The 24,161-nt window shown below is 48.1% G+C and carries 30 protein-coding genes; 28 read left to right on the plus strand and 2 right to left on the minus strand.

The features are described 5' to 3' along the window. Positions 1–102 precede the first annotated feature (102 nt). Positions 103–435, minus strand: a complete 333-nt coding sequence (locus AM231_RS05320; protein WP_053488874.1) for a hypothetical protein — start codon at positions 433–435, stop codon at positions 103–105. Positions 436–441: 6 nt separating this feature from the next. Then, a complete protein-coding gene (locus AM231_RS05325; protein ID WP_053488873.1) occupies positions 442–1,434 on the minus strand; it encodes a DUF1385 domain-containing protein in 993 nt (330 codons plus the stop codon). Positions 1,435–1,597: 163 nt separating this feature from the next. On the opposite strand from AM231_RS05325, the gene AM231_RS05330 reads away from it, so the two are divergent. The 28 genes from AM231_RS05330 (at position 1,598) to ahrC (ending at position 24,136) form a co-directional block, all read left to right on the plus strand. Next, positions 1,598–2,095, plus strand: coding sequence for a YqhR family membrane protein (locus AM231_RS05330; RefSeq protein ID WP_053488872.1), 498 nt, complete (start codon positions 1,598–1,600; stop codon positions 2,093–2,095). A gap of 485 nt (positions 2,096–2,580) precedes the next feature. Next, positions 2,581–3,027, plus strand: coding sequence for a type II 3-dehydroquinate dehydratase (gene aroQ / locus AM231_RS05335; RefSeq protein WP_053488871.1), 447 nt, complete (start codon positions 2,581–2,583; stop codon positions 3,025–3,027). Between the two features lie 153 nt (positions 3,028–3,180). After that, a complete protein-coding gene (locus AM231_RS05340; protein ID WP_054401600.1) occupies positions 3,181–4,251 on the plus strand; it encodes a M24 family metallopeptidase in 1,071 nt (356 codons plus the stop codon). 90 nt (positions 4,252–4,341) lie between these two features. Then, on the plus strand, positions 4,342–4,899 hold the full coding sequence (gene efp, locus AM231_RS05345; protein WP_053488869.1) for an elongation factor P: 558 nt from the start codon (positions 4,342–4,344) through the stop codon (positions 4,897–4,899). A 237-nt stretch (positions 4,900–5,136) separates the two neighbouring features. Then, positions 5,137–6,390, plus strand: coding sequence for an aspartate kinase (locus AM231_RS05350; RefSeq protein ID WP_053488868.1), 1,254 nt, complete (start codon positions 5,137–5,139; stop codon positions 6,388–6,390). Positions 6,391–6,587: 197 nt separating this feature from the next. Continuing rightward, positions 6,588–6,854 (plus strand): YqhV family protein, encoded by a 267-nt coding sequence (locus AM231_RS05355; RefSeq protein WP_053488867.1) that lies wholly within the window; start codon positions 6,588–6,590, stop codon positions 6,852–6,854. 101 nt (positions 6,855–6,955) lie between these two features. Then, entirely contained in the window at positions 6,956–7,954 is a 999-nt protein-coding gene (spoIIIAA, locus tag AM231_RS05360; RefSeq protein ID WP_054401601.1) for a stage III sporulation protein AA, read from the plus strand. Continuing rightward, a complete protein-coding gene (gene spoIIIAB, locus AM231_RS05365; RefSeq protein WP_053488865.1) occupies positions 7,947–8,465 on the plus strand; it encodes a stage III sporulation protein SpoIIIAB in 519 nt (172 codons plus the stop codon). Before spoIIIAA ends, spoIIIAB begins: the two co-directional genes overlap by 8 nt. Positions 8,466–8,481: 16 nt before the next feature. Next, entirely contained in the window at positions 8,482–8,685 is a 204-nt protein-coding gene (gene spoIIIAC / locus AM231_RS05370; RefSeq protein WP_007129715.1) for a stage III sporulation protein AC, read from the plus strand. Positions 8,686–8,695: 10 nt separating this feature from the next. Then, positions 8,696–9,085, plus strand: a complete 390-nt coding sequence (gene spoIIIAD, locus AM231_RS05375; RefSeq protein ID WP_054401602.1) for a stage III sporulation protein AD — start codon at positions 8,696–8,698, stop codon at positions 9,083–9,085. A gap of 15 nt (positions 9,086–9,100) precedes the next feature. Continuing rightward, positions 9,101–10,309, plus strand: coding sequence for a stage III sporulation protein AE (gene spoIIIAE, locus AM231_RS05380; RefSeq protein ID WP_053488863.1), 1,209 nt, complete (start codon positions 9,101–9,103; stop codon positions 10,307–10,309). A gap of 40 nt (positions 10,310–10,349) precedes the next feature. Continuing rightward, positions 10,350–11,069, plus strand: a complete 720-nt coding sequence (spoIIIAF, locus tag AM231_RS05385; protein ID WP_054401603.1) for a stage III sporulation protein AF — start codon at positions 10,350–10,352, stop codon at positions 11,067–11,069. A gap of 14 nt (positions 11,070–11,083) precedes the next feature. Then, on the plus strand, positions 11,084–11,728 hold the full coding sequence (gene spoIIIAG, locus AM231_RS05390; protein WP_207383600.1) for a stage III sporulation protein AG: 645 nt from the start codon (positions 11,084–11,086) through the stop codon (positions 11,726–11,728). A gap of 75 nt (positions 11,729–11,803) precedes the next feature. Beyond that, entirely contained in the window at positions 11,804–12,658 is an 855-nt protein-coding gene (locus AM231_RS05395; RefSeq protein ID WP_054401605.1) for a SpoIIIAH-like family protein, read from the plus strand. Between the two features lie 167 nt (positions 12,659–12,825). Beyond that, positions 12,826–13,329 (plus strand): acetyl-CoA carboxylase biotin carboxyl carrier protein, encoded by a 504-nt coding sequence (gene accB / locus AM231_RS05400; protein ID WP_054401606.1) that lies wholly within the window; start codon positions 12,826–12,828, stop codon positions 13,327–13,329. 54 nt (positions 13,330–13,383) lie between these two features. After that, positions 13,384–14,727 carry an acetyl-CoA carboxylase biotin carboxylase subunit gene (gene accC, locus AM231_RS05405; RefSeq protein WP_054401607.1) on the plus strand — a complete coding sequence of 448 codons (1,344 nt, stop codon included), beginning with the start codon at positions 13,384–13,386 and terminating at the stop codon, positions 14,725–14,727. A 120-nt stretch (positions 14,728–14,847) separates the two neighbouring features. Then, the gene (locus AM231_RS05410; RefSeq protein ID WP_053488857.1) at positions 14,848–15,261 is read left to right on the plus strand and encodes an Asp23/Gls24 family envelope stress response protein; all 414 of its coding nucleotides are present in this window, start codon (positions 14,848–14,850) and stop codon (positions 15,259–15,261) included. Between the two features lie 70 nt (positions 15,262–15,331). Then, entirely contained in the window at positions 15,332–15,871 is a 540-nt protein-coding gene (gene amaP, locus AM231_RS05415) for an alkaline shock response membrane anchor protein AmaP (protein ID WP_053488856.1), read from the plus strand. Positions 15,872–15,886: 15 nt separating this feature from the next. Further along, positions 15,887–16,120 (plus strand): DUF2273 domain-containing protein, encoded by a 234-nt coding sequence (locus tag AM231_RS05420; protein WP_006209372.1) that lies wholly within the window; start codon positions 15,887–15,889, stop codon positions 16,118–16,120. A gap of 178 nt (positions 16,121–16,298) precedes the next feature. Next, entirely contained in the window at positions 16,299–16,769 is a 471-nt protein-coding gene (nusB, locus tag AM231_RS05425) for a transcription antitermination factor NusB (RefSeq protein WP_054401608.1), read from the plus strand. A 47-nt stretch (positions 16,770–16,816) separates the two neighbouring features. Beyond that, entirely contained in the window at positions 16,817–17,677 is an 861-nt protein-coding gene (gene folD / locus AM231_RS05430; protein ID WP_054401609.1) for a bifunctional methylenetetrahydrofolate dehydrogenase/methenyltetrahydrofolate cyclohydrolase FolD, read from the plus strand. 2 nt (positions 17,678–17,679) lie between these two features. Then, on the plus strand, positions 17,680–19,050 hold the full coding sequence (xseA, locus tag AM231_RS05435; protein ID WP_054401610.1) for an exodeoxyribonuclease VII large subunit: 1,371 nt from the start codon (positions 17,680–17,682) through the stop codon (positions 19,048–19,050). Then, positions 19,040–19,300, plus strand: a complete 261-nt coding sequence (xseB, locus tag AM231_RS05440; protein WP_053488852.1) for an exodeoxyribonuclease VII small subunit — start codon at positions 19,040–19,042, stop codon at positions 19,298–19,300. The genes xseA and xseB overlap by 11 nt, the downstream gene beginning before the upstream one ends. Then, on the plus strand, positions 19,275–20,198 hold the full coding sequence (locus AM231_RS05445; RefSeq protein WP_207383529.1) for a polyprenyl synthetase family protein: 924 nt from the start codon (positions 19,275–19,277) through the stop codon (positions 20,196–20,198). Before xseB ends, AM231_RS05445 begins: the two co-directional genes overlap by 26 nt. A 107-nt stretch (positions 20,199–20,305) precedes the next feature. Next, positions 20,306–22,216 carry a 1-deoxy-D-xylulose-5-phosphate synthase gene (dxs, locus tag AM231_RS05450; protein ID WP_054401612.1) on the plus strand — a complete coding sequence of 637 codons (1,911 nt, stop codon included), beginning with the start codon at positions 20,306–20,308 and terminating at the stop codon, positions 22,214–22,216. A gap of 19 nt (positions 22,217–22,235) precedes the next feature. Further along, complete coding sequence (locus AM231_RS05455; RefSeq protein WP_054401613.1) at positions 22,236–23,108, plus strand: TlyA family RNA methyltransferase; 873 nt, start codon at positions 22,236–22,238, stop codon at positions 23,106–23,108. Positions 23,109–23,176: 68 nt separating this feature from the next. Next, positions 23,177–23,668: a hypothetical protein gene (locus tag AM231_RS05460; RefSeq protein ID WP_054401614.1), complete on the plus strand. Its 492-nt coding sequence runs from the start codon at positions 23,177–23,179 to the stop codon at positions 23,666–23,668. 18 nt (positions 23,669–23,686) lie between these two features. Next, complete coding sequence (gene ahrC, locus AM231_RS05465; RefSeq protein ID WP_053488847.1) at positions 23,687–24,136, plus strand: transcriptional regulator AhrC/ArgR; 450 nt, start codon at positions 23,687–23,689, stop codon at positions 24,134–24,136. Positions 24,137–24,161 lie beyond the last annotated feature (25 nt).

The following is a 24,161-nucleotide window of genomic DNA, read 5'->3' on the forward strand; positions in this document are numbered from 1 at the left end:
TCTTGATAACCCGAGGGGATATGGAATACTGATGATTTTGTTTTTAAGTCTGTCTACTTGACAGGGGGCACTTCATTCCTTGCACGGTGGACGGTTTTCTTGTCAATGATATTTAGGTACATCTTCGGACGAATCCGATTTGCCTTTGTTTCCATCAATAACCTGAAACGGGTATTGCTTGCGCTTAGTGGTTGGCGTGCTTTTCCGTACGGCCTGGTTCTTGGCTGCCAGCTTAGCGGCTGTTCGCTTGGACGGCTTCACCTTGGGCCGCTTGTTGAATCGGCGAGGCGGAAACTTGTAGAGCACGTACACGACTGCAACTATAATCAGTGGAATCAGCAGCTGCATTCGAGAACCAGGGTCTAACAGGAGTGCCAGCAGTCCAAAGCCGCCTAACGAGACCGCCGTCCAAAAAATGATCGCATGCCTTCTCATCGATTATCACCCTTTCGCGGGATCCAACACACTTCCTGTCACAGATTGGTGAACGGGAACATTCTCGTATTGAGCATCTAACTCACGCATTCTGTTGAAGGACGCGATGGATACTTCGACTTGATCATCGGTAGGTTCCTTCGTTGTCAGAAGCTGCAGCCACAGACCGGGATAACCGAGAAAACGGAGAATCGGCAGGTCTCGCATGGCATTCGTAAGTTTCAGGAACTCGAAGGAAACACCAAGCACAACCGGTAGAAGTGCGATTCTTTGAATGACTCGCTGCGTCATGGTATCCCATGGCACTACGGAGTAGACGACAACGCCGAGGACGATGGTCAGCATCATAAAGCTGCTTCCACAGCGGTAATGCAAGCGAGTATATTTCTGAACGTTCTTCACCGTTAGCTCTTCACCGGCTTCAAATGCGCTGATTACTTTGTGTTCCGCACCATGGTATTGGAATAGTCTTTTGATAACAGGTGTTTGGGAGATTGCCCATAAATACACAAGAAGCAGGATTAACTTAATGACACCTTCAATCAGGTTATGCAGAATGTAGTTATCAAATGAACTGCCAAATAAGAAATTCTCTAGAAAAACAGGAACGAGTGTAAACAGCAGCTTGCCGAATACAAAGGAGAGCACGCTGACAGCGGCTACACCAATGATCATGCTTAGACTCCAGCCTGAGTCTTCCTTCTCTTTCTGCTTCTCACGTTCTTCAGGCTCCAGAGTGTCGTCAGCGTATGCATCCGCCGAGTAATTCAAATGTTTGGAACCTTTGATTGTAGAATCTATGAGACTGACGATGCCGCGAAGAAGCGGAATCTTCCGCAGTTTCCGAATCCATGCCTTGTCTTCGCGAGGCACCTCGAGAAACTTGATTTCATTATTCTTACGTCGCACGGCTGTCACATTCACATGCTTGCCGCCGAACATAACGCCTTCGATTACAGCTTGGCCTCCATAGCTGATCGGGGTTGACTTATCGGACAACCAGCTCACCCTCCCTGACATGTTATTCGTTCTATTAACTATTGTATCGAATTTTGATCGTAATTTCTAGTTGGATTAGCTCAGCCGAAGCGGAGCATACTACTTTGGGATAAGAACAAAAAATATGTCGTTCTTTGATATGCCTAGAGAGGGGAATCCATAGATGCATGAACATCAATTCCGTAAGGAGAATCAAATCACCAATCCTATCTTGTTCGCCTTAGAGCTGGGCTATTACGCAGGATTAATCTGGGGTGCCGTGCTCTGGCTGTTTTACTGGTTGAAATTTACGAGAGTGCTGCCCGGTTTCTTGCTGGAGCCATTCTTTAAACATGACTTCCTTGTGACCGCGGCTGGGCAAATTGCCGGTTGGCTATCCTTTATCGCTTTTTCTGTTATTGCCTCGCTTCTCTATGTCATCCTGTTCAGGAAGCTCAAAGGGCCCTGGCCTGGCATCATTTACGGAATCGTATGGTGGGTGGTGCTGTTTGTAGCGCTGAATCCCTGGCTTCGCTTAACGGAACCTGTGAAGAAGCTGCCTTGGGATACGAATATATCCGAGTTTTGCATTTTTATATTGTGGGGGTTATTTATCGGATATACCGCTGCGCAGGAATTTACAGACGAAAAACTGCGAGAACCCAAGAAGGTAATTGGTTAAAGTGCATGTTCAAAAAGGTCGATTTTCAGCACCGAAGCTTATGCTTCCGAAGTGCGTTTTTTCAAAACGCTTTAGGTTAGATGAAGCTAGGGATTGAGGAGCGGAGCTACAGGTTTTCGCAGAAAAGGCCTTCGAAAGCATTTGCTGTTTTGGGTACGTGAGCACCTGAAATGTTTCCGCAGGAAACATACTTCGAAAGCATCTGCTTAGGCCCGGCTGAATTCAAGATTCGATGGCGAGTTGCTTCCTGATTCGCTTCGTGTTAGATATAGGATTTATAAGTTATCAACGGAGTTGATGAAATTCTATATCGCAAGAAAACCTACTTCCGAATCGCGGTCGCTCAGCCTTTGAATTTGCCTCGATTGGTTTTCTTATCAAAAGCGGACTTTTTGAACAACCTCTTAAAGAAGAAAAACTTCTCAATCCTACATCGCCTATGGTAAAATAGCTTTTGGTTATTTGACGAAAAGGTGGGGAGCCCTATGAAAACCATATGGGTGATCAACGGACCGAACTTAAACCTGCTCGGCTTCCGTGAACCGGGTATTTATGGTTCACTCAGTTTGCAGGCGATCGAAGAGCAATTGCGTAAACAGGCGGATATCGCCGGTATCCGTATTTCCTTCTATCAGTCCAATCATGAGGGTGCTATCATTGATCGTATCCACGAAGCGATTGGACAGGCGGATGGCATACTTCTCAATCCGGGAGCACTGACCCATTACAGCTACGCAATACGTGATGCCATCAGCTCTGCCCGAATTCCGACAGTGGAAGTTCACTTGTCGAACATTCATGCCCGAGAGGAATTCCGCCATACATCCGTTATAGCACCGGTTGCAGCCGGTCAGATTGCCGGTTTTGGCGCAGCGAGTTACACATTGGGTCTGTCGGCCCTATTGCAAGTCCTGGATAACCAAGAAGGGTAGTTATTTTTCTGTATAGTAATTGCTTGCCCTCCTATGGGACAGCTGCTATTGCAGAAAATGTTCGCAAACCCTGTCTGGCAAATCCGAACATTATCGAAGACGTCTTTTGCCGGTTTTATGCTGGCATGAGAGAAGGGCGAGGAGAGGGTAAGAATGGGCAACAAACGAGTCGTTAAACTACGCGAGAAACTCCAGACCAAAGGTTTGTCGGCCTTTCTGGTGGCAAGCCCGATTAACCGCAGATATTTATCAGGCTTTACTGGCTCCGCCGGATATGTTCTGGTTACGAACAATGAGAACTATCTGCTGACAGATTTCCGTTATATGACGCAAGCTCCGCAGCAAGCAGCCGGATTTAAAGTGGTTGAGCATGGTGCGAACGTCATGGAGACCGTTAAAGAACTGCTCGCTTCCGAAGGGATTACATCGCTTGGATTCGAACAGGATCATGTTACATACGGCGTGTTTTCCGCTTATTCGGAACAACTGGCGCCAGTCAGCCTGGTTCCGGTATCTGGGATGGTTGAGGAACTGCGAATATTCAAGGATGCTGAGGAATTGAAAATCATGCAGCGGGCTGCTGATTTGGCCGACCAGACATTCAGCCATATACTGACGATTCTGGCTTCTGGCAAAACAGAGCGTGAGATCGATCTGGAGATGGAAATGTTTATGCGTACGAATGGCGCTACATCCTCTTCCTTTGATACGATCGTAGCTTCGGGAGAACGTTCGGCGCTTCCGCACGGCGTGGCCAGCGAGCGCGTGATTCAAGGGAACGAATTCGTAACGTTTGATTTCGGTGCGCTGCTGGATGGATACTGCTCCGATCTGACGAGAACAGTCGCCCTTGGTAACCCAGATTCTAAACTGAAAGAAATTTACGATATTGTGCTGGAAGCGCAGCTTCACGCACTGGATCATATCAAGCCTGGTATGACGGGACGCGAGGCAGACGCATTAACGCGCGATATTATTTCACGTTACGGATACGGGGAATATTTTGGTCACAGCACAGGGCATGGTCTAGGTATGGAAGTTCATGAATCTCCGCGACTGTCCAAGCTGAGTGATGATGTGCTGCAGCCGGGTATGGTGGTCACCGTAGAGCCGGGGATTTACTTGCCGGGTCTTGGCGGTGTCCGCATCGAAGATGATATTGTAATCACAGAAACGGGTATTCACATATTAACAAGTTCGTCGAAGGATTATACCGTGCTTTAAGAGTTGTTCAATAAGTAGAATCTTTGAGCTTGTACTTCAAGAACGTTGTGTACTATATTAATTAGACCGTAACCTTAGGAGGGAATCTTAGTGATTTCAGTTAACGATTTTAAAACAGGTTTGACCGTAGAAGTGGATGGCGATATTTTTACCGTTTTGGATTTCCAGCATGTAAAGCCAGGTAAAGGTGCTGCTTTTGTCCGTTCGAAGCTCAAAAACCTTCGCAATGGCAATACCGTTGAGAAAACTTTCCGCGCAGGCGAAACGATCGGCCGTGCCATCATCGAAAACCGTGGCGTTCAGTATCTCTATGCTAGCGGGCAAGAGCATGTATTCATGGATAATGAAACCTATGATCAGTTTAGCCTGACCAGCGAACAGCTGGAATGGGAGCTTAACTTTTTGAGAGAAAACATGAATGTGCACATCATCAGCTACCAAGGGGAAATCCTCGGGATTAACCTGCCGAACAGCGTTGAGTTGAAAGTAGTTGAAACGGAGCCAGGCATTAAAGGCAATACGGCTACAGGGGCAACCAAGAACGCGAAATTGGAAACCGGCCTGAATGTGCAGGTTCCACTGTTCATTAACGAAGATGATGTACTTCTAATCGATACCCGCGAAGGTAAATATATCTCCCGTGCATAGTAGTATGCATGCGGGCGCCTTCACCTATTGACAGGCTGCCTTTATCTTCAGAAGCAACATGACTCCTGTACAATTGTACGGGAGTTTTTTGCGATGAACGGGCTTTTTTGCTCATATCATGCCCTTTTGCTCTGAAAAGCCTTGACGGGGTGACTCTCTTTCGTATTATACTGTTTTAAAGTGAGAAACCATCTGAGTACTGTTACATATTGATATTAGTGGGGAGTGAAAGAAGCATTGTCATTGTACGTCATGAAATTCGGAGGCAGCTCTGTAGGGGATACAGAACGCATGAAACGCGTTGCCAGAAGAATTGTGGAGAAGCAAGATGAAGGCCATCAATGTGTAGTCGTTGTATCTGCTATGGGGGATACGACAGACGATTTAATTGATCAGGCTAAACTGTTGAACGAGAATCCACCGGCACGGGAAATGGATATGCTGATGACCACAGGAGAGCAGATATCAATCTCGCTGTTATCGATGGCTATTCATGGCTTGGGGCGTAAAGCGATGTCGTTTACCGGCTGGCAGGCGGGATTCCGCACCGAAGCCGTCCATGGCAAAGCCCGTATAAATGATATTAAGCCAGAGCGCGTGCACAAAGCGCTGGCTGAAGGGAATATCGTTATCGTTGCTGGATTCCAGGGAATGTCTGAAGATGGAGAAATTACTACGCTAGGACGTGGGGGATCAGATACCACTGCGGTGGCTCTTGCCGCTGCAATTCAAGCGGATGTATGCGAAATATATACCGACGTGGACGGCATTTACTCGACCGATCCACGGGTTGTCAAATGTGCGCGCAAGCTAAAAGAGATTTCCTATGACGAGATGCTGGAGCTTGCCAATCTTGGTGCAGCTGTTCTTCACCCGCGTGCGGTTGAGTATGCCAAGCATAATCAAGTGAAGCTTGTCGTCAGATCCAGCTTTAATCATAACGAGGGTACGGTTGTTAAGGAGGAAGCAAGCATGGAACAAGGTGTGGTTGTCAGCGGAATTGCATTTGATAAGAACGTGGCAAGGATTAGTATTCTGGGTGTTTCCGATACACCGGGTGTGCTTGCACAAGTGTTCGGCGAACTTGCCAAAGCAGAGATTGACGTTGATATTATCGTTCAGAGCGGCGTACAGAATGGTGAAGCGGATTTCTCCTTTACCATTTCTTTGGCGGACACGGAGCGTGCATTGTCGGTCATTGACCGCATTCGCAGCGAAATTCCGTACCGTGATGTAACCTCGGAAGATAATCTTGTGAAAGTATCGATTGTCGGAGCCGGTATGGTCAGTCACCCTGGTGTCGCTGCCAAAATGTTTGATGTGATTTCCAGAGAGGGAGTCAGCATTAAAATGGTCAGCACATCTGAGATCAAAGTATCCTGTGTTATTGAAGGAAGCAATCTGGAAGGAGTCGTACAAGCGCTTCACACTGCGTACGGCCTCGATACAGATCAGCAGGCTTTGGTCGGAGGACCGCAGGTTCGGCGGTAAATAAAGCCTTATTGAAAAACTGTAATTATCTATCTTAATAGACTAAATCCCGGTCGATAATGACCGGGATTTTTTGCGTTGTCAGAAGCATATACATTCGTTTCTATGAAATTACAAAAAATAGAGATAAAACGAGAGTTCTCCGCATAATTTTAATCATCACAGATGTGAAGAAGGTAGAAGGAGGACAATATCGCATGTTGGACAAGTTTGTCGCTAGCATGGCAACGCTTCGCTTTTTCTCCGGAGGGCTCGAGATCGTGGCGGCTATTATCATGCTTCGTCTGAACCAGGTGGATAAAGCGCTGGCCGTAAATTCTGCATTGGCTTTCATGGGCCCGCTGATTCTCATCGTAACAACCACGATCGGTCTTGTGGGGATGGCAGATAAATTGTCTTGGGGGAAGATTGGGTGGATATTATGCGGGGTCTCCTGTCTCTTATACGGGGTTTTAAAAAGATGATAGATTCGCTGCATATTTCCCCGGTACAAGCATACACATGGGATAAGAAGTTCTCTTATTAGAAGATGATCAAAAAAAGGACAACTCTGGGGGAAATTGATATGACACTGAATTGGTTAGAGCTGTTTCCCGAAACCGTGAAACGAATGCTGCACAATTTATCGAATGAGCTTCTTGATCATGTGGAGGAGGTGCGGATCCGGGAGGGTCGTCCGCTTGAGATCAATTCAGCGGGCAGGCATCATTTTCTGGACCGTCAAGGCGGGCTTACTTTACGGCCTGAGGAAGCATATATTCCGACGCGCGAGGATACCCATAGGCTGCTCGATTTGATCAGCAATCACTCCCTCTACACGATGGAAGAAGAACTGCGCAAAGGCTTTATAACGATACCGGGTGGCCATCGTGTCGGGCTTACCGGCCGGACGGTGCTCAGCGGGGGGAAAGTGGAGCATATTCGGGATATCAGCGGTTTTAATGTCCGGATCGCCAAGGAGATTCAAGGAGCGGCGGATGATATGCTTCCGCATTTGCTTGATCGAAAACAAAAACGGGTGATGCACTCACTGATTCTATCACCTCCACAACATGGAAAAACCACACTGCTAAGAGATCTGGCACGACAAATTAGCTACGGGAAGTGGGGGAACTCGGCCTTGCATTGGCCGGGCATGAAGGTTGGAATTGTTGACGAGCGATCTGAGATTGCCGGTTGTTTGCGCGGAGTACCCGGCTTCGATGTTGGTCCTCGCACCGATGTGCTTGATGGTTGTCCGAAAGCCGAAGGAATGATGATGATGATCAGGTCCATGTCCCCGGATGTTCTGATTGTGGACGAGATCGGCAGGCCTGAGGATGCAGAGGCTGTCATCGAGGCGCTGCATGCAGGCATCAGTGTGATTGCCACCGCACACGGCTCATCCGTACAGGATATGCGGGTCCGCCCAGCGCTCTTTGGACTGCTGGAAAATCGGTTGTTTGAGATGTACGCGGTTCTGAATAGAAATGGAGAGCACAGATCTTACAAGCTGTACGACGGAGGTCAACGGGCCCTTCAAACGACAATGAGCCGTTCACCGGGTGGTGACGCCCATGCTTAAACTGGTGGGGGCTGTACTCGTGCTAGGAGCAGGTACGCTAGCGGGTTTTTTTCAGGCCCAGCAATTTGCAGCCAGACCGAGGCAGCTGCGAGAATTGATTCTCGCTTTGCAGCGGTTGGAGACGGAGATCAGTTATGGATTAACGCCCCTTCCTGATGCGCTGGAGCGAATCAGTGCTTCCCTCCGCGAACCGCTCAAGTCATTGTTCGGCTCAGCGGCACTCTACATGAGACCGGACTACGGTTTATCGGCACAGGACAGCATCCGCAAGGCGCTGGGTGAATATTGGAGGCGAACGTCTATGAGAAGTGCCGAGCGTGAAGTGTTAGAGCAGCTAAGCAGCGTACTTGGCACCAGTGACAGGCAGGACCAGATCAAACATATCGCATTGGCCGCCCTCCAGCTCAAGCATGAAGAAGCGGCGGCGAGGGATGACCAGGTCAAATATGAAAAGATGAGCAAAAGTCTGGGGCTGCTCATTGGAGCATTGATCGTCATTTTGATCTTTTAGCGAGGTGCCAAGGGAAATGAACATTGAAGTGAATGCCATCTTCCAGATTGCCGGGATCGGAATCATTATAGCCATGATCCATACCGTGCTGAAACAGATGGGTAAAGAGGATATGGCACATTGGGTAACCCTGATCGGGTTTGTGGTTGTGCTGTTCATGGTCGTACGATTGCTCGATGATTTGCTGAAGGAAATCAAAAGTATTTTTCTATTTCAGTAGGTGGACTCTTATGGAAATGATCCAGGTGGTAGGACTGGGCCTCATCGCTACCGTTCTGATATTGATCGTCAAGGAACAGAAACCGCTCTTCGCTTTTCTTCTTGCTGTGTCGACTTCGGTTCTCATCTTTCTGCTCCTGATTGGGAAGATCGGCAATGTCCTGTCCATGCTGGAAGATTTGGCGGAGAACTCAGGAGTTCAAATCATCTATCTGAAGACAGTTTTGAAAATTATCGGAATTGCCTACATTGCAGAAATGGGGGCTCAGATCGTGCGGGATGCCGGACAGGAATCGATCGCATCCAAAATAGAAATGGCGGGAAAAGTGCTCATATTGGTGCTCGCTGTACCGATTATCGGGATCATCATCGAGACGGTCCTGAAGCTCCTCCCGGCTTGATAAAGGTGGGGGGACATGGGAAGAGGAGCGATACTTCGAAGAAGCATAGCCGTCTTTCGACTACTGATCCTGATGTTGCTTCTATCCGGCATATTCTGCGGCGTAGTTTATGCAGCTGAGACAAGTAATCCGGCTGATGGATGGATAGAGCAGCAGACGGAGCAATTGCCGACAGAGCAGGTTGAGAAATACTGGGATCGGCTCATGAAGGATTATGGCGGTTTTTTTCCTGACGGAAGGACTCCCTCATTGATGGATATGCTGCTGCCGGGCGGTGACGGGCTGAGCTTCAAGGGAGTTATGTCGGGGATCGGTAAATATTTGTGGCATGAGGTGCTCTACAACGGCAAGCTGCTCGCTACGATCGTCATGCTGAGTATCATGAGTCTGATCCTTGAGAATTTGCAGTCAGCCTTTGAAAAGAGCACCGTAAGCCGGGTTGCCTATACCATCTGCTATATGGTGGTTCTGGTCATAGCTGTTAACAGCTTCAACATCGCCATTGGGTATGCACGGGACGCGATTACGCAAATGATCGATTTCATGATGGCTATGCTGCCCTTGCTCTTTGCGCTCATGGCTTCGATGGGCAATGTGGTAACCGTCTCGGTAGCTCATCCCCTCGTCATATTCATGGTACATACGGTAGGCACGCTGATCAGCACCATAGTTTTCCCGCTGCTGTTCTTCTCGGCTCTCTTGCATCTGGTCAGTTCACTATCAGAAAAGTACAAGCTGACCCAGCTTGGCAATCTGCTGCGCGGAATATCGATGGGCGTGCTGGGTGTGCTGCTCACCGTGTTTCTCGGCGTCATATCCGTTCAAGGACTAACGAGTTCGGTTACCGACGGAGTAACGATCCGGGCGGCTAAATATGTAACTGGCAATTTTGTTCCGGTCGTCGGCAAGATGTTCGCTGATGCTACAGATACCGTGATCTCGGCCTCGCTGCTTGTTAAAAACTCGATTGGACTGGCCGGTGTCATCATCATCTTGTTCCTGTGCGCCTTTCCTGCGATCAAAATTCTGACGCTGGCCTTGATTTATAACGTGGCTGCTGCCGTCATGCAGCCGCTGGGCGACACTCCAATCGGTACTTGTTTGCAGATGATCGGAAAAACGATGCTGTATGTTTTTACAGCTCTTGCCGCCGTGAGTATGATGTTCTTCCTGGCAATCACAATTCTGCTTACGGCAGGCAACATTACCGTGATGATGAGGTGAAACAACAAGCGGCTGCAGCGATGGATGGGGAGGAATACGAATGGACTGGCTTGGAGGTTGGTTGAAAAGCGTCGTCATGGTGGTTCTCTTTGCAGCTTTTGTTGATTTGATTCTGCCGAGCAAGGCGCTTGAACGATACGCCAGATTGGTCCTGAGCCTGTTGATTCTGCTAACGCTTTTAAGTCCGATTGTTAAATTATTTACAGAGTCGCCAGAGAATCAATTGGCGTTGGAACTGGAGAGACAGGAGAAGGGGCTGCCGGAAGAGGTTCAATTAGAGCAGATTATGGCACAGGCAGAGAAAATCAAAGATATGCAGCAGAGTCAAAGTCTTCAATGGGCAGGAAATGAATTGGCCCGCGTGATGAAAGAGGAAATTGAGCAAGAAATCGGGGAAGCAGTTCAGGAAGTCAAGGTCATGCTATCGGCTGTTGCTGGTAAGGACAAGGAATATGCAAGCGCAGCGATCCGCTCGGTAGATGTGAGATTGGCTGGAGGTGAATTGGCACATGAAGAGGTTATCAAGGAAACTCGGCAGCCCATTAATGTAACCCCAGTGGATTCCGTTCAGGTACATGTCGAATCCAACACATCTGAACGGAAGGGGAAAGCTGATACCGAAGAGAAGGCTGAAGCAGTCAGCAAAACCCAAGCAGCAAGAGAAGAACCGGTTCGCCGATATATCAGCAGGAGATGGGATTTGAAGCCGGATCTAATCACAATATATATGCCGGGTCAAGAACAAGATAAAAAGCTTTAGTGGAGGTGAGGATGATGGGAAACTGGTTGAAGAGGTTGGAACAGTGGCTTGGGGGCGGGGCGAATGGAGCAAGGAAAATGCAGACCTTCCGATGGTTGATTATACTGGGGCTCGTGGGAGTCGCGATCATGCTGTTCAACTCCTTCGTCAACGTGAAGAAGCTGGATCACGAGAATATCGGTCGCGAACCGCCGCAAGAATCAGCCATGATCTCAACAACCCAGGAGGGAACTGCAGGCAGCGGAGGCAGTACGTTTGAAAGCATCGAACAGGATTTCGAAATGCGCACAAAGACGATGCTGGAGCAGATTGTAGGTGTCGGATCCGTAGACGTCATGGTAACCGTAGAATCTACGGAAGAACTCGTGATGCAGAAAGATGTGAAAGACACACAGGAACTGACGGAAGAAACGGATGCTAACGGCGGTAAACGTCATGTAACGAGCTATCAACGTGATGGACAGATTGTCACCTATGATTCTTCGGGTGATGAGACGCCGATCATAACCAAGAAGATCAAGCCTCAAGTACGGGGAGTACTGGTCGTAGCCAAAGGTGCTGAGAATGAAGTTGTAAAGGGTTTGATCGTGGATGCAATCCAGCGCGGTCTGAACGTCCCTTCCTACCGCATATCTGTAGTGCCGCGGAAGCAGGAATAACAGTGAATTCTTTCAAGAATCAGGTCCCGTAGTATCCATGCATATGTTTTTCATCCAAAAGGAGGAAATGTTCAAATGAATAATAAAAGACAAACCATCTGGTTGGTATCCATGCTTAGTTTAATGGTTATTTTGTCAGCATACTATTTGTTCACGGACGATTCAGGAACGAAAGCGCCACCGGTTGCTGAAAGCACGCAGGTGGACGGTCAGAAGCCTAATGCCGGCCAAGAAGCAAGTGGAAACACAGGGGCTGTGGATGAGCTGGTGATCAATGAAGTGCTTGAAGAAGGTACGGATGGGGATTCCGGCGCCAATGAGCAGGGAGCTGGACTGACAGATACCGGAGTTACCGGTGTTGAGGACCCGGCGGAAGCCACACAGGGTAAAGAAGAGGACCAAGGCAAAACTAGCAGCACAGATAAAGGTAAAGCTGGCGTAGAAGCGGATCAGGCAGCTGAACCCGAAGTGAAGGAGTCCACAGAAGGATCCGAGAAATCTAAAGATACGAGCAGTACGGACACCGGCGTGAAAACAGAGAAGGAAGTACTGGAAGAAGTGGCAGCCAACGCAACATCAGCTGTAGCTCAATTGGATTCCTATAAGCTGGACCGCAATCAAAAAAATATGAAGCTGTACGATGATTTAATTGGCAAAATTAACAATCATGAAAATCAGCCGGAACAAACGGCACAGGCAGCGGAGCAACTGAAAGCGGCTGAATGGAAAGAGGAGGTAATTAACAGCATTGAAGAATCACTGCAGCAGCAATTCGGCAATGCTGTTGTTAAGGAAGAGAACGAGAAATATAATGTGGTTGTCCTGAGTGAGAAACTGGACGCAAAAGGCGCAGCGGGCATCATGAATCTGGTCATGAAGGAACTTAAAGTATCGCCTGATAAAGTAACTGTCCAATATGTTACACCATAAGCAAGTCTACAGATTTCAACAAAAACTCCCAAATTATGATCAACCTGAAAGAGTCTAAGGATTGCCTTGGACTCTTTCTATTTCGCTCGATTGTGATATAATACTCTAAGCTATTGACTGACTGTCCCAAGCGGGCTTCCAAGAAAGTGAAGGAGTGAACGTCGATAATGTTCAAATTAAATGAAATCAAGGAACTTATTAAGCTGGTGGATCAAACGTCCGTGCATGAACTGGAGATTGAAAGCGAAGGTACACGCTTATCCATTAAGAAACCGAATGCGGCTGAGATCGTAAACCATTACCAGGCAGCACCGCAAGCGTATATGCCGGCACAGCAAGTGATGGTACCGCCAGTCGTACAGCCGAGCACAGAGAATCAAACACCTGCAGCGGCACCTGTGCAGGAAGCAGTGGAGGATAGCAACAGCTCATTACATAAAATCGTATCACCGATGGTTGGGACCTTCTATCGTTCCCCATCCCCAGAAGCAGGGCCATTTGTAAGCCCTGGAGACAAGGTGAGCGACAAGACAACGGTCTGCATCATTGAGGCCATGAAATTGATGAATGAACTGGAAGCAGAGATCACAGGCGAAATCGTAGAAGTCCTCGCGCAGAATGGTCAACTTGTTGAATTCGGGCAGCCTCTGTTTCTGGTAAAACCGGAGTAATATGGAGGGACTCGCCAAGAACGAGAGTCATATGAGTCCGAAGGAGGTTACTGCATGACATTTCAAAAAATACTTATTGCGAACCGCGGAGAGATTGCTGTTCGTATTATCCGGGCTTGCCGGGAACTTGGCATCGCAACCGTTGCCGTATACTCAGAGCCGGATCGTGAATCTTTGCACGTTCGCTTGGCAGACGAGGCTTATTGCATCGGCCCGACTTTATCGAAAGACAGCTACTTAAACATCACCAACATCATAAGCGTCGCTACGTTGACCGAATGTGACGCGATTCATCCGGGCTACGGCTTTTTGGCCGAGAATGCGGATTTCGCTGAAATCTGTGAATCCTGCAATATCACCTTTATTGGCCCTTCTGCTGATGCGATTAACCGTATGGGCGACAAGGCGGTTGCGAAACAAACGATGCAGGATGCAGGTGTACCGGTTATTCCGGGGTCCGATGGATTGGTTGAGGATTTGAATGAAGCCGTTATGCTTGCCCGGGATATCGGATATCCTGTCATTATTAAAGCAACGGCAGGCGGTGGCGGTAAAGGTATCCGAATCGCAGAAGATGAAGAAACGCTAGTTAAACAGATCACCAACGCCCAGCAGGAAGCTCAAAAAGCGTTTGGCAATGCCGGCGTTTATCTTGAGAAATACCTGACTGGCATGAAGCACGTGGAAATTCAAATCATCGCTGATAAACATGGCAACGCCGTTCATCTTGGGGAGCGTGACTGTTCTGTGCAGCGTCGGAGACAGAAGCTTGTTGAAGAAGCTCCTTGTCCGGTGCTAAGTGAAGAGGTACGCAGCCGGATGGGTGAAGCCGCAGTTCGTGCAGCGAAGGCCGTTAACTATTCGGGAGCCGGAACCCTGGAATTTCTATTGGGTCCAGACGGTCAATTCTACTTCATGGAGATGAACACGCGGATTCAAGTGGAGCATCCCGTTACCGAAATGGTAACCGGAATCGACCTGATTCAGGAAATGATTCATGTGGCAGAAGGCAACCCGCTTTCTTTCAGCCAAGAGGATGTTGTCATCAATGGCTGGTCGATCGAGTGCAGAATTAATGCCGAGAATCCGGACAAGGGATTCATGCCTGCTCCTGGAACCATTCAGTTCTATTTACCTCCAGGCGGTCCTGGTGTGCGTGTAGACAGTGCAGCATATCCTGGTTATACGATTTCACCTTTTTATGATTCCATGATTGCCAAATTGATCGTTTGGGCACCGACAAGGGACGAGGCAGTCGCGAAGATGAGACGTGCATTGGCTGAATTCGAAATTGAAGGAATTCACTCAACTATTCCGTTTCATCAAAAACTCTTGAAACACCCTACCTTCTTGAAAGGTGATTTTGATATTAAATTTCTGGAAGAAAATGAGATTTAAAAACTTTGGCCAAGTTTGTCATAAACTTGGCCAAATGGTATAGTATGAGTAATAAGAGCGCATGTCCTTTACGCTGTGTTCGGATCATTCGCTAACTTATTCTGAAAGGGTGTTGAGACAATGGCGGAAACTTTGCCTACAGAATTTGAACGTACAGATATTGGAGAAATTCAAATTGCCCCGGAAGTAATTGAAGTTATTGCTGGGCTTGCCACGGTAGAGGTACGCGGAGTGGCTGGAATGAGCGGAGGCTTTGCAGGCGGCATCGCTGAACTGCTAGGACGTAAGAATTTATCTAAGGGTGTCAAAGTAGAAGTTGGACAGCGCGAAGCTGCTGTTGACGTATCCGTCATCGTGGAATATGGTCATCGTCTTCCGGAAGTTGCTGGAGAAATCCAACGCAATGTGAAGCGTTCCATTGAGAATATGACAGGACTCACGGTGATTGAGGTCAATGTACATATTCATGATGTCCATTTCATAAAAGCCGCAGAGAAGACGGAAGAATTGGATATGGCTCAACGCGTGAAATAGAATAGTTTCAGGCTAGCCCTGGGCAGCGATGTCGAGGGTTTCAACTAATTTAAGGAGGCTGTGCTATATCGTGGCCAAAATCATGGACAGACTTCTGCTGTTTATATACAGCTTAAGCATAGGTGTTATATCCGTAGTTGCCATCCTCCTATTGAGCGGCGCTGTTCCTTATTCATTGACGAGTGTTCAGGAACAACGCCTTTTCTGGGCTGGAATTATCGTTGCTGCGGTTTTGTTTCTGCTGAGCATTCGTTTCTTCTACATCTCTATTAGACGCGACCGCTCGAATCTGAATTCCATCGATCAGCGCACGGAATTCGGTGACATTCAAATTTCGGTGGAGACGATCGAGAATCTATGCTTGAAGGCTGCTTCTCGCGTTCGGGGTGTCAAGGATTTGAAGTCACGGATCAAGGTGTCCCAATCGGGTCTTGATATTGCGATTCGGGCTGTAGTTGATGGCGAGGAATCTATTCCTGTTCTGACTACCGATGTGCAGAAGCAGGTGCATGACTTTGTTGAAGATACAACAGGAATACCCGTATCCTCTGTATCCGTGTATATAGCAAACGTGGTTCAGGCACCAAGCTTCAAGAGCCGCGTGGAATAGAGGTGAGCTTCCCAAATGCCTTGGAAAGAAATATGGGAGAGTCACAGAGGAAGAATTGCCGGGGTAACCGGCGGGCTTGTGTGCGGACTGATTTATTTATTATCCGGTTTTTGGGATATGCTGTTCTTTGCATTAGTGGTATTTATCGGCTATATATTTGGCAAGCGTAAGGACTTGAAGCAGGGCTCCATGTTCCACTTTCAGGAATGGGGACGCTGGCTTTCCGAGCGCTGGCGGCCGTTTAAATGAACCCTGTGATATGCTTTCTCCGGAAAAAATGCTAAAGGACAGGCGTAGTGTGCCTTTTTTGCGGAGAGAGATATTCACAGGTTTTTTTTTGGCATTTTAATTGTTGTCAATTCTTGATGGCAAATGGATCATACTAATTAGAAAAAATGGATTCAGCAGGGTCCGCAGGAGGAACAAGATGAAAAGACGTGTAGCTAGAGAGATTGTCGTTCAGAGTCTTTATCAGATGGAAATGAACGAAGTCGACAGTGCGGAAGCCGTGTCGATGCTGCTCTCGGAAGCGGCCGAAGAAAATGAGACCGAGCGGGTCATCGGAGACGAAGTCCAAATGAGGGACTATGTACTGCAGCTGGTTGATGGGACTTGGGCACTCAAGGATGCAATTGATGAACTGCTCGCTCATTATTTAAAAGGTTGGCAGGTGAGCCGTCTTTCCCGTGTGGATCGTCAAATTCTGCGTTTAGCAGTATATGAGCTGACTCATCGCGAAGACGTACCAGGCAAAGTGGCAGTAAACGAAGCGATTGAGTTGTCAAAGCATTTCGGAACCGAGGAATCAGGTAAATTCGTTAACGGTGTGCTTGGCCGGATGATCCAGGAGCTGGATCAAGTGAAGGAGAAACTTTCTCCTCCATCAGCGAACGGCTAGGTTTTGCGTAAACGGCATCATTCTATCATAGTGGAGGAGAGATGAGGATGACAGCAGCAACGATTATTAGCGGCAAACAGATTTCTGAAGAAATTCGCAAGGGGATTGCATTAGAGGTAGAGCAATTGTCCAAGCAGAATATACGTCCCGGTTTGGCTGTTGTGCTTGTAGGTGATGATCCGGCTTCCCATGTTTATGTTCGCAACAAGGAGAAAGCATGTCAGGATCTGGGCTTCTATTCTGAGGTACACCGTCTGGCGGCGGAATCCAGCGAGGACGAAGTGCTGGCTCTTGTAGACAAGTTGAACGCTCAGGCGTCCATTCACGGAATTCTTGTTCAGCTTCCTTTACCCAAGCACATCCGCGAGAAGGCCATTATTGATGCAATCGCAGTGGAGAAGGATGTGGATGGTTTCCATCCGGTAAATGTGGGGAATCTCGTCATTGGCGATGACAGTCTGCTGCCTTGTACACCTGCAGGTGTCATTGAAATGATAAAACGGACAGGCATTCAGATCGCGGGTAAACATGCGGTAGTAATTGGCAGATCCAATATTGTCGGCAAGCCGGTAGCCCTTCTCCTTCAACGTGAGAATGCTACCGTTACAATGTGTCACTCGAAAACGCATAATATGGCTGAAATCGCCTCCCAAGCCGATATTCTGGTCGTTGCAATCGGCCGAGCGAATATGATCGATGCCAGTTATGTGAAACCTGGTGCAATCGTTATCGACGTCGGCATGAATCGTCTGGAGAGCGGAAAGCTTGCCGGGGATGTTGACTTTGAAAGCGTCAAGGAAGTATCCGGCCCGATTACTCCGGTACCCGGCGGGGTGGGACCCATGACCATTACGATGCTTATGCAGAATACATTGTTAGCCGCCAAAAGGCTGAACGGGCTGAATTAATTATGAAGTCTTCAGACCCGGGACGTGTATTATCCGTTAAGGATATAAACCGTTATATTCGTATGAAAATGGAAGGCGACGCCAGATTATCTGACGTATGGATCCGCGGAGAAATTTCGAATTTTACCCATCATTCCAGCGGACATATGTATTTTACTTTAAAAGATGAGAGCAGCCGCATTCGTGCGATTATGTTTGCGACTCATAATCAGAGGCTTCCTTTTATACCGAAGGAGGGTGCTCGCGTCATTGCCCGCGGCAATGTGTCGGTATATGAACGGGATGGTCAGTATCAATTCTATGCGATTCAAATGCAGCCCGATGGGATTGGCAGCTTGTATCTGGCTTATGAACAGCTGAAGACGAAGCTGGAGAACGAGGGATTGTTTGCTGTCGGACGCAAACGGCCTCTTCCTCGTTATCCTCAGACGATTGGCGTTGTCACTTCACCTACAGGAGCTGCCGTCCGGGATATCATGATTACCATCCGTAGACGCTATCCACATGCAAAGACGATCTTGTATCCGGTGCTCGTTCAGGGCAAAGGAGCTGCCCCTTCGATTGTGAAGGCTATTCAAATGATGAATGACATGGCTGAGGCGGATGTGCTTATCGTGGGGCGCGGCGGGGGATCCCTTGAGGAACTGTGGGCGTTCAATGAGGAGATCGTTGCCAGAGCCATCTATCAATCCGATATTCCCATCATTTCAGCCGTTGGACACGAAACGGATTTTACAATTGCTGATTTTGTTGCCGATCTTCGTGCCGCCACGCCAACTGCTGCTGCGGAGCTCGCTGTACCAAGCAGTGCTGAGCTGAGAGGGCAGCTTGTTCAAAAACAACGGCAACTGAATCAGGGACTTCAGCAGCGCCTGAAACGAAGTCGTGAACGTCTAAGCTCGCTGCAGCGATCTCCCGTCCTTATATATCCCAGAAGGTATATGCTGCAGCATGCTGAACGGCTCGATATGCTGACACAGCAGCTGCAGAGCAACCTGAAATCACGGCTGTCCTTAACCCGTGAGCGGCAGCTGTCCTTGCATCGGGGGTTGATCCGGTATAATCCGCGGACTCAAGTGGAGATTGCCGCCAAAAGAAAAGAGCAGGCCAACCGGCAGTTAATGAATGCGATGCAGTTGATCATGAAAACGAAGATGTCGCAGCTTCAAACGGAAATAAGGCATCTTGATGCGCTCAGCCCGCTGAAGATTATGTCCAGGGGATATAGCCTTGTGTACGATGAGAAAGAGCAGAAGCTTGTTAAGTCTATAGATGAAGTGCAATTAGGTGACTTGGTTAATGTAAAGGTGACCGATGGACAGCTGCAGTGCCAAGTGTGGGGAATGAAGGAGGATGAAGAGTATGGCGAGTGATACATTAGAAATTAGTTTTGAAGATGCAATGGCTCAGCTCGAAACGATTGTGGAACAGTTGGAAGACGGAGATGTACCGCTGGAAAAGGCCATCGATTTGTTCCAACAAGGCATGAAGCTTTCACAAATCTGCAGTAAAAAGCTGGAGCAGGTGGAGCAAAAAATCGAAATGATCGTAGAAGAAGGCGGAGAATTAAAGCGTAAGCCTTTTGGCGGAATGCTTGATGAGACAGGTGAAATCATTGAATAATCGAATTTCGATCCATCAATATATGAATGACATCGGAGACCGACTGGATCGCGAGTTTAGCAATCTTTTCCCGCCGAGCTGGAAAGTTCCTGAAACTTTGCGTGAATCCATGTCGTATTCATTAATGGCTGGCGGTAAGCGAATGCGACCGCTGCTTGTCATTGCTGCATGCGAGGCTGGTGGCGGCAACCGTGACGCAGCCCTTCCGGTAGCGTGCGCTGTCGAAATGGTCCATACCTATTCCCTTATCCATGATGATTTGCCGGCAATGGATAATGATGATTATCGTCGAGGCAAATTGACCAATCACAAGGTCTTTGGCGAAGCCAGCGCTATATTAGCAGGGGATGCTTTACTGACCCATGCTTTCTATAGTGTAATCCAAGCTTCGAGACAGCATGGTGTTCCAGCTGAACGCGTGCTGTCGATTGTCGAGGATCTTGCCGAGTACGCAGGCCCCCGCGGAATGGTAGGTGGGCAGGTTGCCGATATGGAGGGTGAGCAAGGATTAACGACACTGGAGCAGCTCGAATATATACATCTGCATAAAACTAGTGATCTCATCATGTTCTCACTAATGGCGGGTGGACATATTGCCAATTGTTCAGATTCACAAATCGAATCATTACGAACCTTCGGGCATCATATTGGGCTGGCTTTTCAGATCCAAGATGATATCTTGGATCTGGTCGGGGATGAGTCCAAGCTTGGGAAACCGGTACAAAGCGATCTGAAACAAGAGAAAGTGACCTATCCATACTTCATCGGTTTGGACGCATCCAAACGTGAGGTTGAGCGCCTGACAGCAGAGGCTAAGCGAGTTATTTCCGAAGGAAACTTCACCGATCCAACAAGACTTCTGGAAATATCAGATTTCTTGATGGCCCGGGACCACTAAGCACGCTTTACATGCAAACGGTTTTTTTGTGATATAATGTCTGTTAATGGCTGAAACATTCAGCTTAAGAAACGTAAACTTATTCAAGGAAAGCGGGGAGATTCTTCGTGCTTCTTCCAAATATCAAACATCCCGAACAACTTAAGTCTCTATCGGTGGACGAACTCGAGGATTTAGCAGGACAAATTCGTCATTTTCTAATCGAAAAACTCTCCGCCACCGGTGGCCATCTAGCACCGAATCTGGGAGTCGTTGAGCTCACGCTGGCCTTGCACTACTGCTTTGACAGCCCTCGTGATAAAATGATTTTCGACGTGGGGCATCAGGCCTACGTACACAAGATCTTAACCGGGCGAATGGATAAATTCGATACGCTCCGTAAATACAAAGGTTTGTGCGGGTTCATCAAGCGTTCAGAAAGCGAGCATGATGTGTGGGAAGCCGGACACAGCAGCACCTCATTATCAGCTGCAATGGGCATGGCCATGGCGCGTGATCTGAAGGGCGAAGACAACCGTGTTATTGCTTTGATCGGTGACGGCGCACTTACCGGAGGCATGGCGTTCGAAGCGCTAAACCATATTGGCCACGAGCAGAAAAAGCTGATGGTCATTCTGAATGATAATGAGATGTCCATTGCTCCGAATGTCGGCGCCATGCACAATTATCTGAGCAAGATTCGTTCTGACCGTTATTATCTGCGGGCCAAAGACGAGGTGGAAATGCTCCTGAAGAAAATCCCGGCCATCGGAGGCAAGCTTGCGAAGACCGCGGAGAAGTTGAAGGACAGCCTTAAATATATGATGGTTCCCGGCGTTTTATTCGAGGAACTTGGATTTACCTATCTGGGTCCTGTAGACGGACATGATCTGAACAAACTGATCGATACGTTAAAGCAGGCCGATAATGTGGACGGACCCGTTCTGATTCATGCCGTAACAACCAAAGGCAAAGGATACCGGCCCGCGGAATCGGATTCTCATAAATGGCATGGTGTTTCTACTCCTTACAAGATCGAATCTGGTCAAATGCTTAAAACTGTGGGCAATCCAATGTACACGGAAGTGTTCGGTCAGACTCTCGTTGAACTGGGTGAACAGGACGAGCGGATTGTAGCCGTTACACCAGCTATGCCTGGCGGCTCAGGACTCATTCCGTTTAGCAAGAAGTTCCCGAACCGGATGATTGATGTGGGAATTGCGGAGCAGCATGCGGCAACATTATGTGCAGCGCTGGCGATGGAAGGCATGAAACCTGTATTTGCGGTCTATTCCACATTTATGCAGCGTGCCTATGATCAAATCGTTCATGATATTTGCCGTCATAATGCGAATGTGATGTTTGCAATTGATCGTGCCGGGTTTGTCGGTGCCGATGGCGAAACGCATCAAGGCGTCTACGATGTAGCCTTCATGCGTCATATCCCGAATATCGTGATTATGATGCCAAAAGACGAGAATGAGCTTCGTCATATGATGAAGACCGCACTTGATTATAACGAAGGACCTATCGCATACCGCTATCCGCGGAACAATGTGCGTGGTGTCCCTATGGACACCGAACTTGTGCCAATTCCTATCGGTACATGGCAAGTCGTCCGGCCTGGTGAAGGATACGCTATTCTGGCTGCCGGTCCTATGGTGCAACTTGCCGAAGAAGCGGCGGAGCAGCTCAAGCGTGAGGGAATCATGGTCGAGGTGGTCAATGCCCGTTTCCTTAAACCGCTTGACGGTGATATGCTGAAGAGTCTGGCGAACAAGGGAACCTCGATGCTGGTTCTGGAAGAGGCTTCACAAGCAGGTAGTTTGGGCAGCGCCGTCTTGGAATACTTCGCTGAACAAGAACTCCATGATGCGGTAGTTTCCTTAATGGGCATTGAGGACCGCTTTATTGAACATGGAAGCATTCAGCAGCAGCGTGAAGAAGTAGGTTTAACATTAGAAAATGTTTGTCAGGAAATTCGGCGTTTAAAGAATGCCCGAACAGCTGTGCTTGGCAAGAGAGGTTTTATGTCTTAGTAACGATCGGGAGTATAATATGGATCCAACTCAGAAAGAACGCATTGATGTCCTGCTCGTGGAGCAGGGATATTATGAGAGCCGCGAAAAAGCCAAAGCGGCGATTATGGCAGGCCTTGTTTATGCCGGTACCGAACGGATCGAGAAAGCCGGCATGAAGATTCCAAGGACGTCGGAGCTGAAGGTCAAGGGTTCAGTGCATCCGTATGTTAGCCGCGGAGGATTAAAGCTTGAGAAAGCGATTCGTTCATTCGGTATCGATATGAAGGGACGCACGATGCTGGATATCGGTTCTTCAACGGGCGGGTTTACGGATTGCGCGCTTCAGCACGGGGCAAGCTACGTCTATGCCATTGACGTGGGGTATAACCAGTTGGATTGGTCGCTTCGTAATGACGAGCGTGTGTGTGTCATGGAACGGACGAACTTTCGTTATATGACCCCTGAGGACCTGAAAGGGCCACAGCCTGACTTTGCCAGCATCGACGTTTCTTTTATATCTCTTCGCATTATATTGCCGCCTCTGAAAAATCTGCTTGATCATTCCGGAGATATAGCCGCTCTGATCAAACCTCAATTCGAGGCAGGGCGGGAGAAGGTAGGCAAATCTGGTGTCGTTCGAGATCCGAAGGTTCATAAGGAAGTGCTGAAGCAAGTGCTGACTTTCGCTGATGAATTGGGCTTTAAGTTGAAAAATTTGACGTTCTCTCCCATTACAGGAGGAGAAGGAAATATTGAATTCCTGGCCCACTGGCGAATCGAGCCAGAGGTTTCTGAAAGCTCGGAAGAACCGACTCAGGAGAGTGGACAAGATTCGGTCCACTTGAGTCAATGGATTGACACCGTGGTAACGCAAGCGGCTCATACATTCACAGGAAACTCATCGAAATGATGGGTTTCTTTTGTTGAAAAAGAGGAATTTATGTTCTCATCCGCGAATACAAAATTCGAGGTGAGAGGATGAATGAGCGTTATGATTGGTTAATAATGATACTGCTTGGTATCGTCATTGCCCTGCTTATCAGCTACAGGCTGAATCGTTGGCTGATGTCGCCGTCACCGAACCGGCTGCCGGGCATCCCGATTAATGAACGCATTCCAGATCACCCAGTGATTGGGCTGCTTGAACAAGAAGGATATGAAGTGGTCGGGGGCAAAGTAAAAATAAACTTATCGTTTGATACAGGACATAAGCCCATCCTAAGTCGTTTGTTTATTGATTATGTGGCGTCTGATGACAGCGGGGAGCTCTATATGGTGAAGCTGGCCCGAGATCGAATGCCGGTCGATTGGACGGGATCAGGCATTCGCGATCGGTTGATGCCGTTTCTCCTGCTGTACCCCGAGTGCGCCGGGCTGCTCTACATTGATGCCAATGAGAAGGCGATCCACCGTATCAGCATGGATTGGTCAGACGAAGAATGGAATGGTCAAGATGAATACAACAGTTAAGAATTCAGGAGGCTCTTTATGAAGGGACAACGCCATATTAAAATCAGGGATATAATAACTCACCATGATATCGAGACACAGGATGAGCTTGTTGACGCTCTAAGGGCTGAAGGATTTCAGGTTACACAAGCTACGATATCGCGTGACATTAAAGAATTGCTGCTTATCAAAGTACCTACAGATGATGGGCGATATAAATACTCCATGCCGACAGATCAGCGTTATAACCCTGTTCAGAAGCTCAAAAGAGCGCTTGTTGACAATTTCGTTTACATTGATCGTACCGGTAATCTTGTCGTCATGAAATGCTTGCCAGGGACAGCTAATTCGGTTGCCGTATTACTCGATAATATGGAATGGACCCAGGTAATGGGTACTATATGTGGAGATGATACGATCTTGTTAATTTGCCGTACGGAAGAGGATGGGGAACATGTGGTTTCCCAAATCAAGAATTTTATTTTGTAATGAGTAATAAAACTCGTGTCTTTCT

Source organism: Paenibacillus solani, from assembly GCF_001277345.1.
In the GTDB taxonomy this organism is placed as follows: domain Bacteria; phylum Bacillota; class Bacilli; order Paenibacillales; family Paenibacillaceae; genus Paenibacillus_AQ; species Paenibacillus_AQ solani.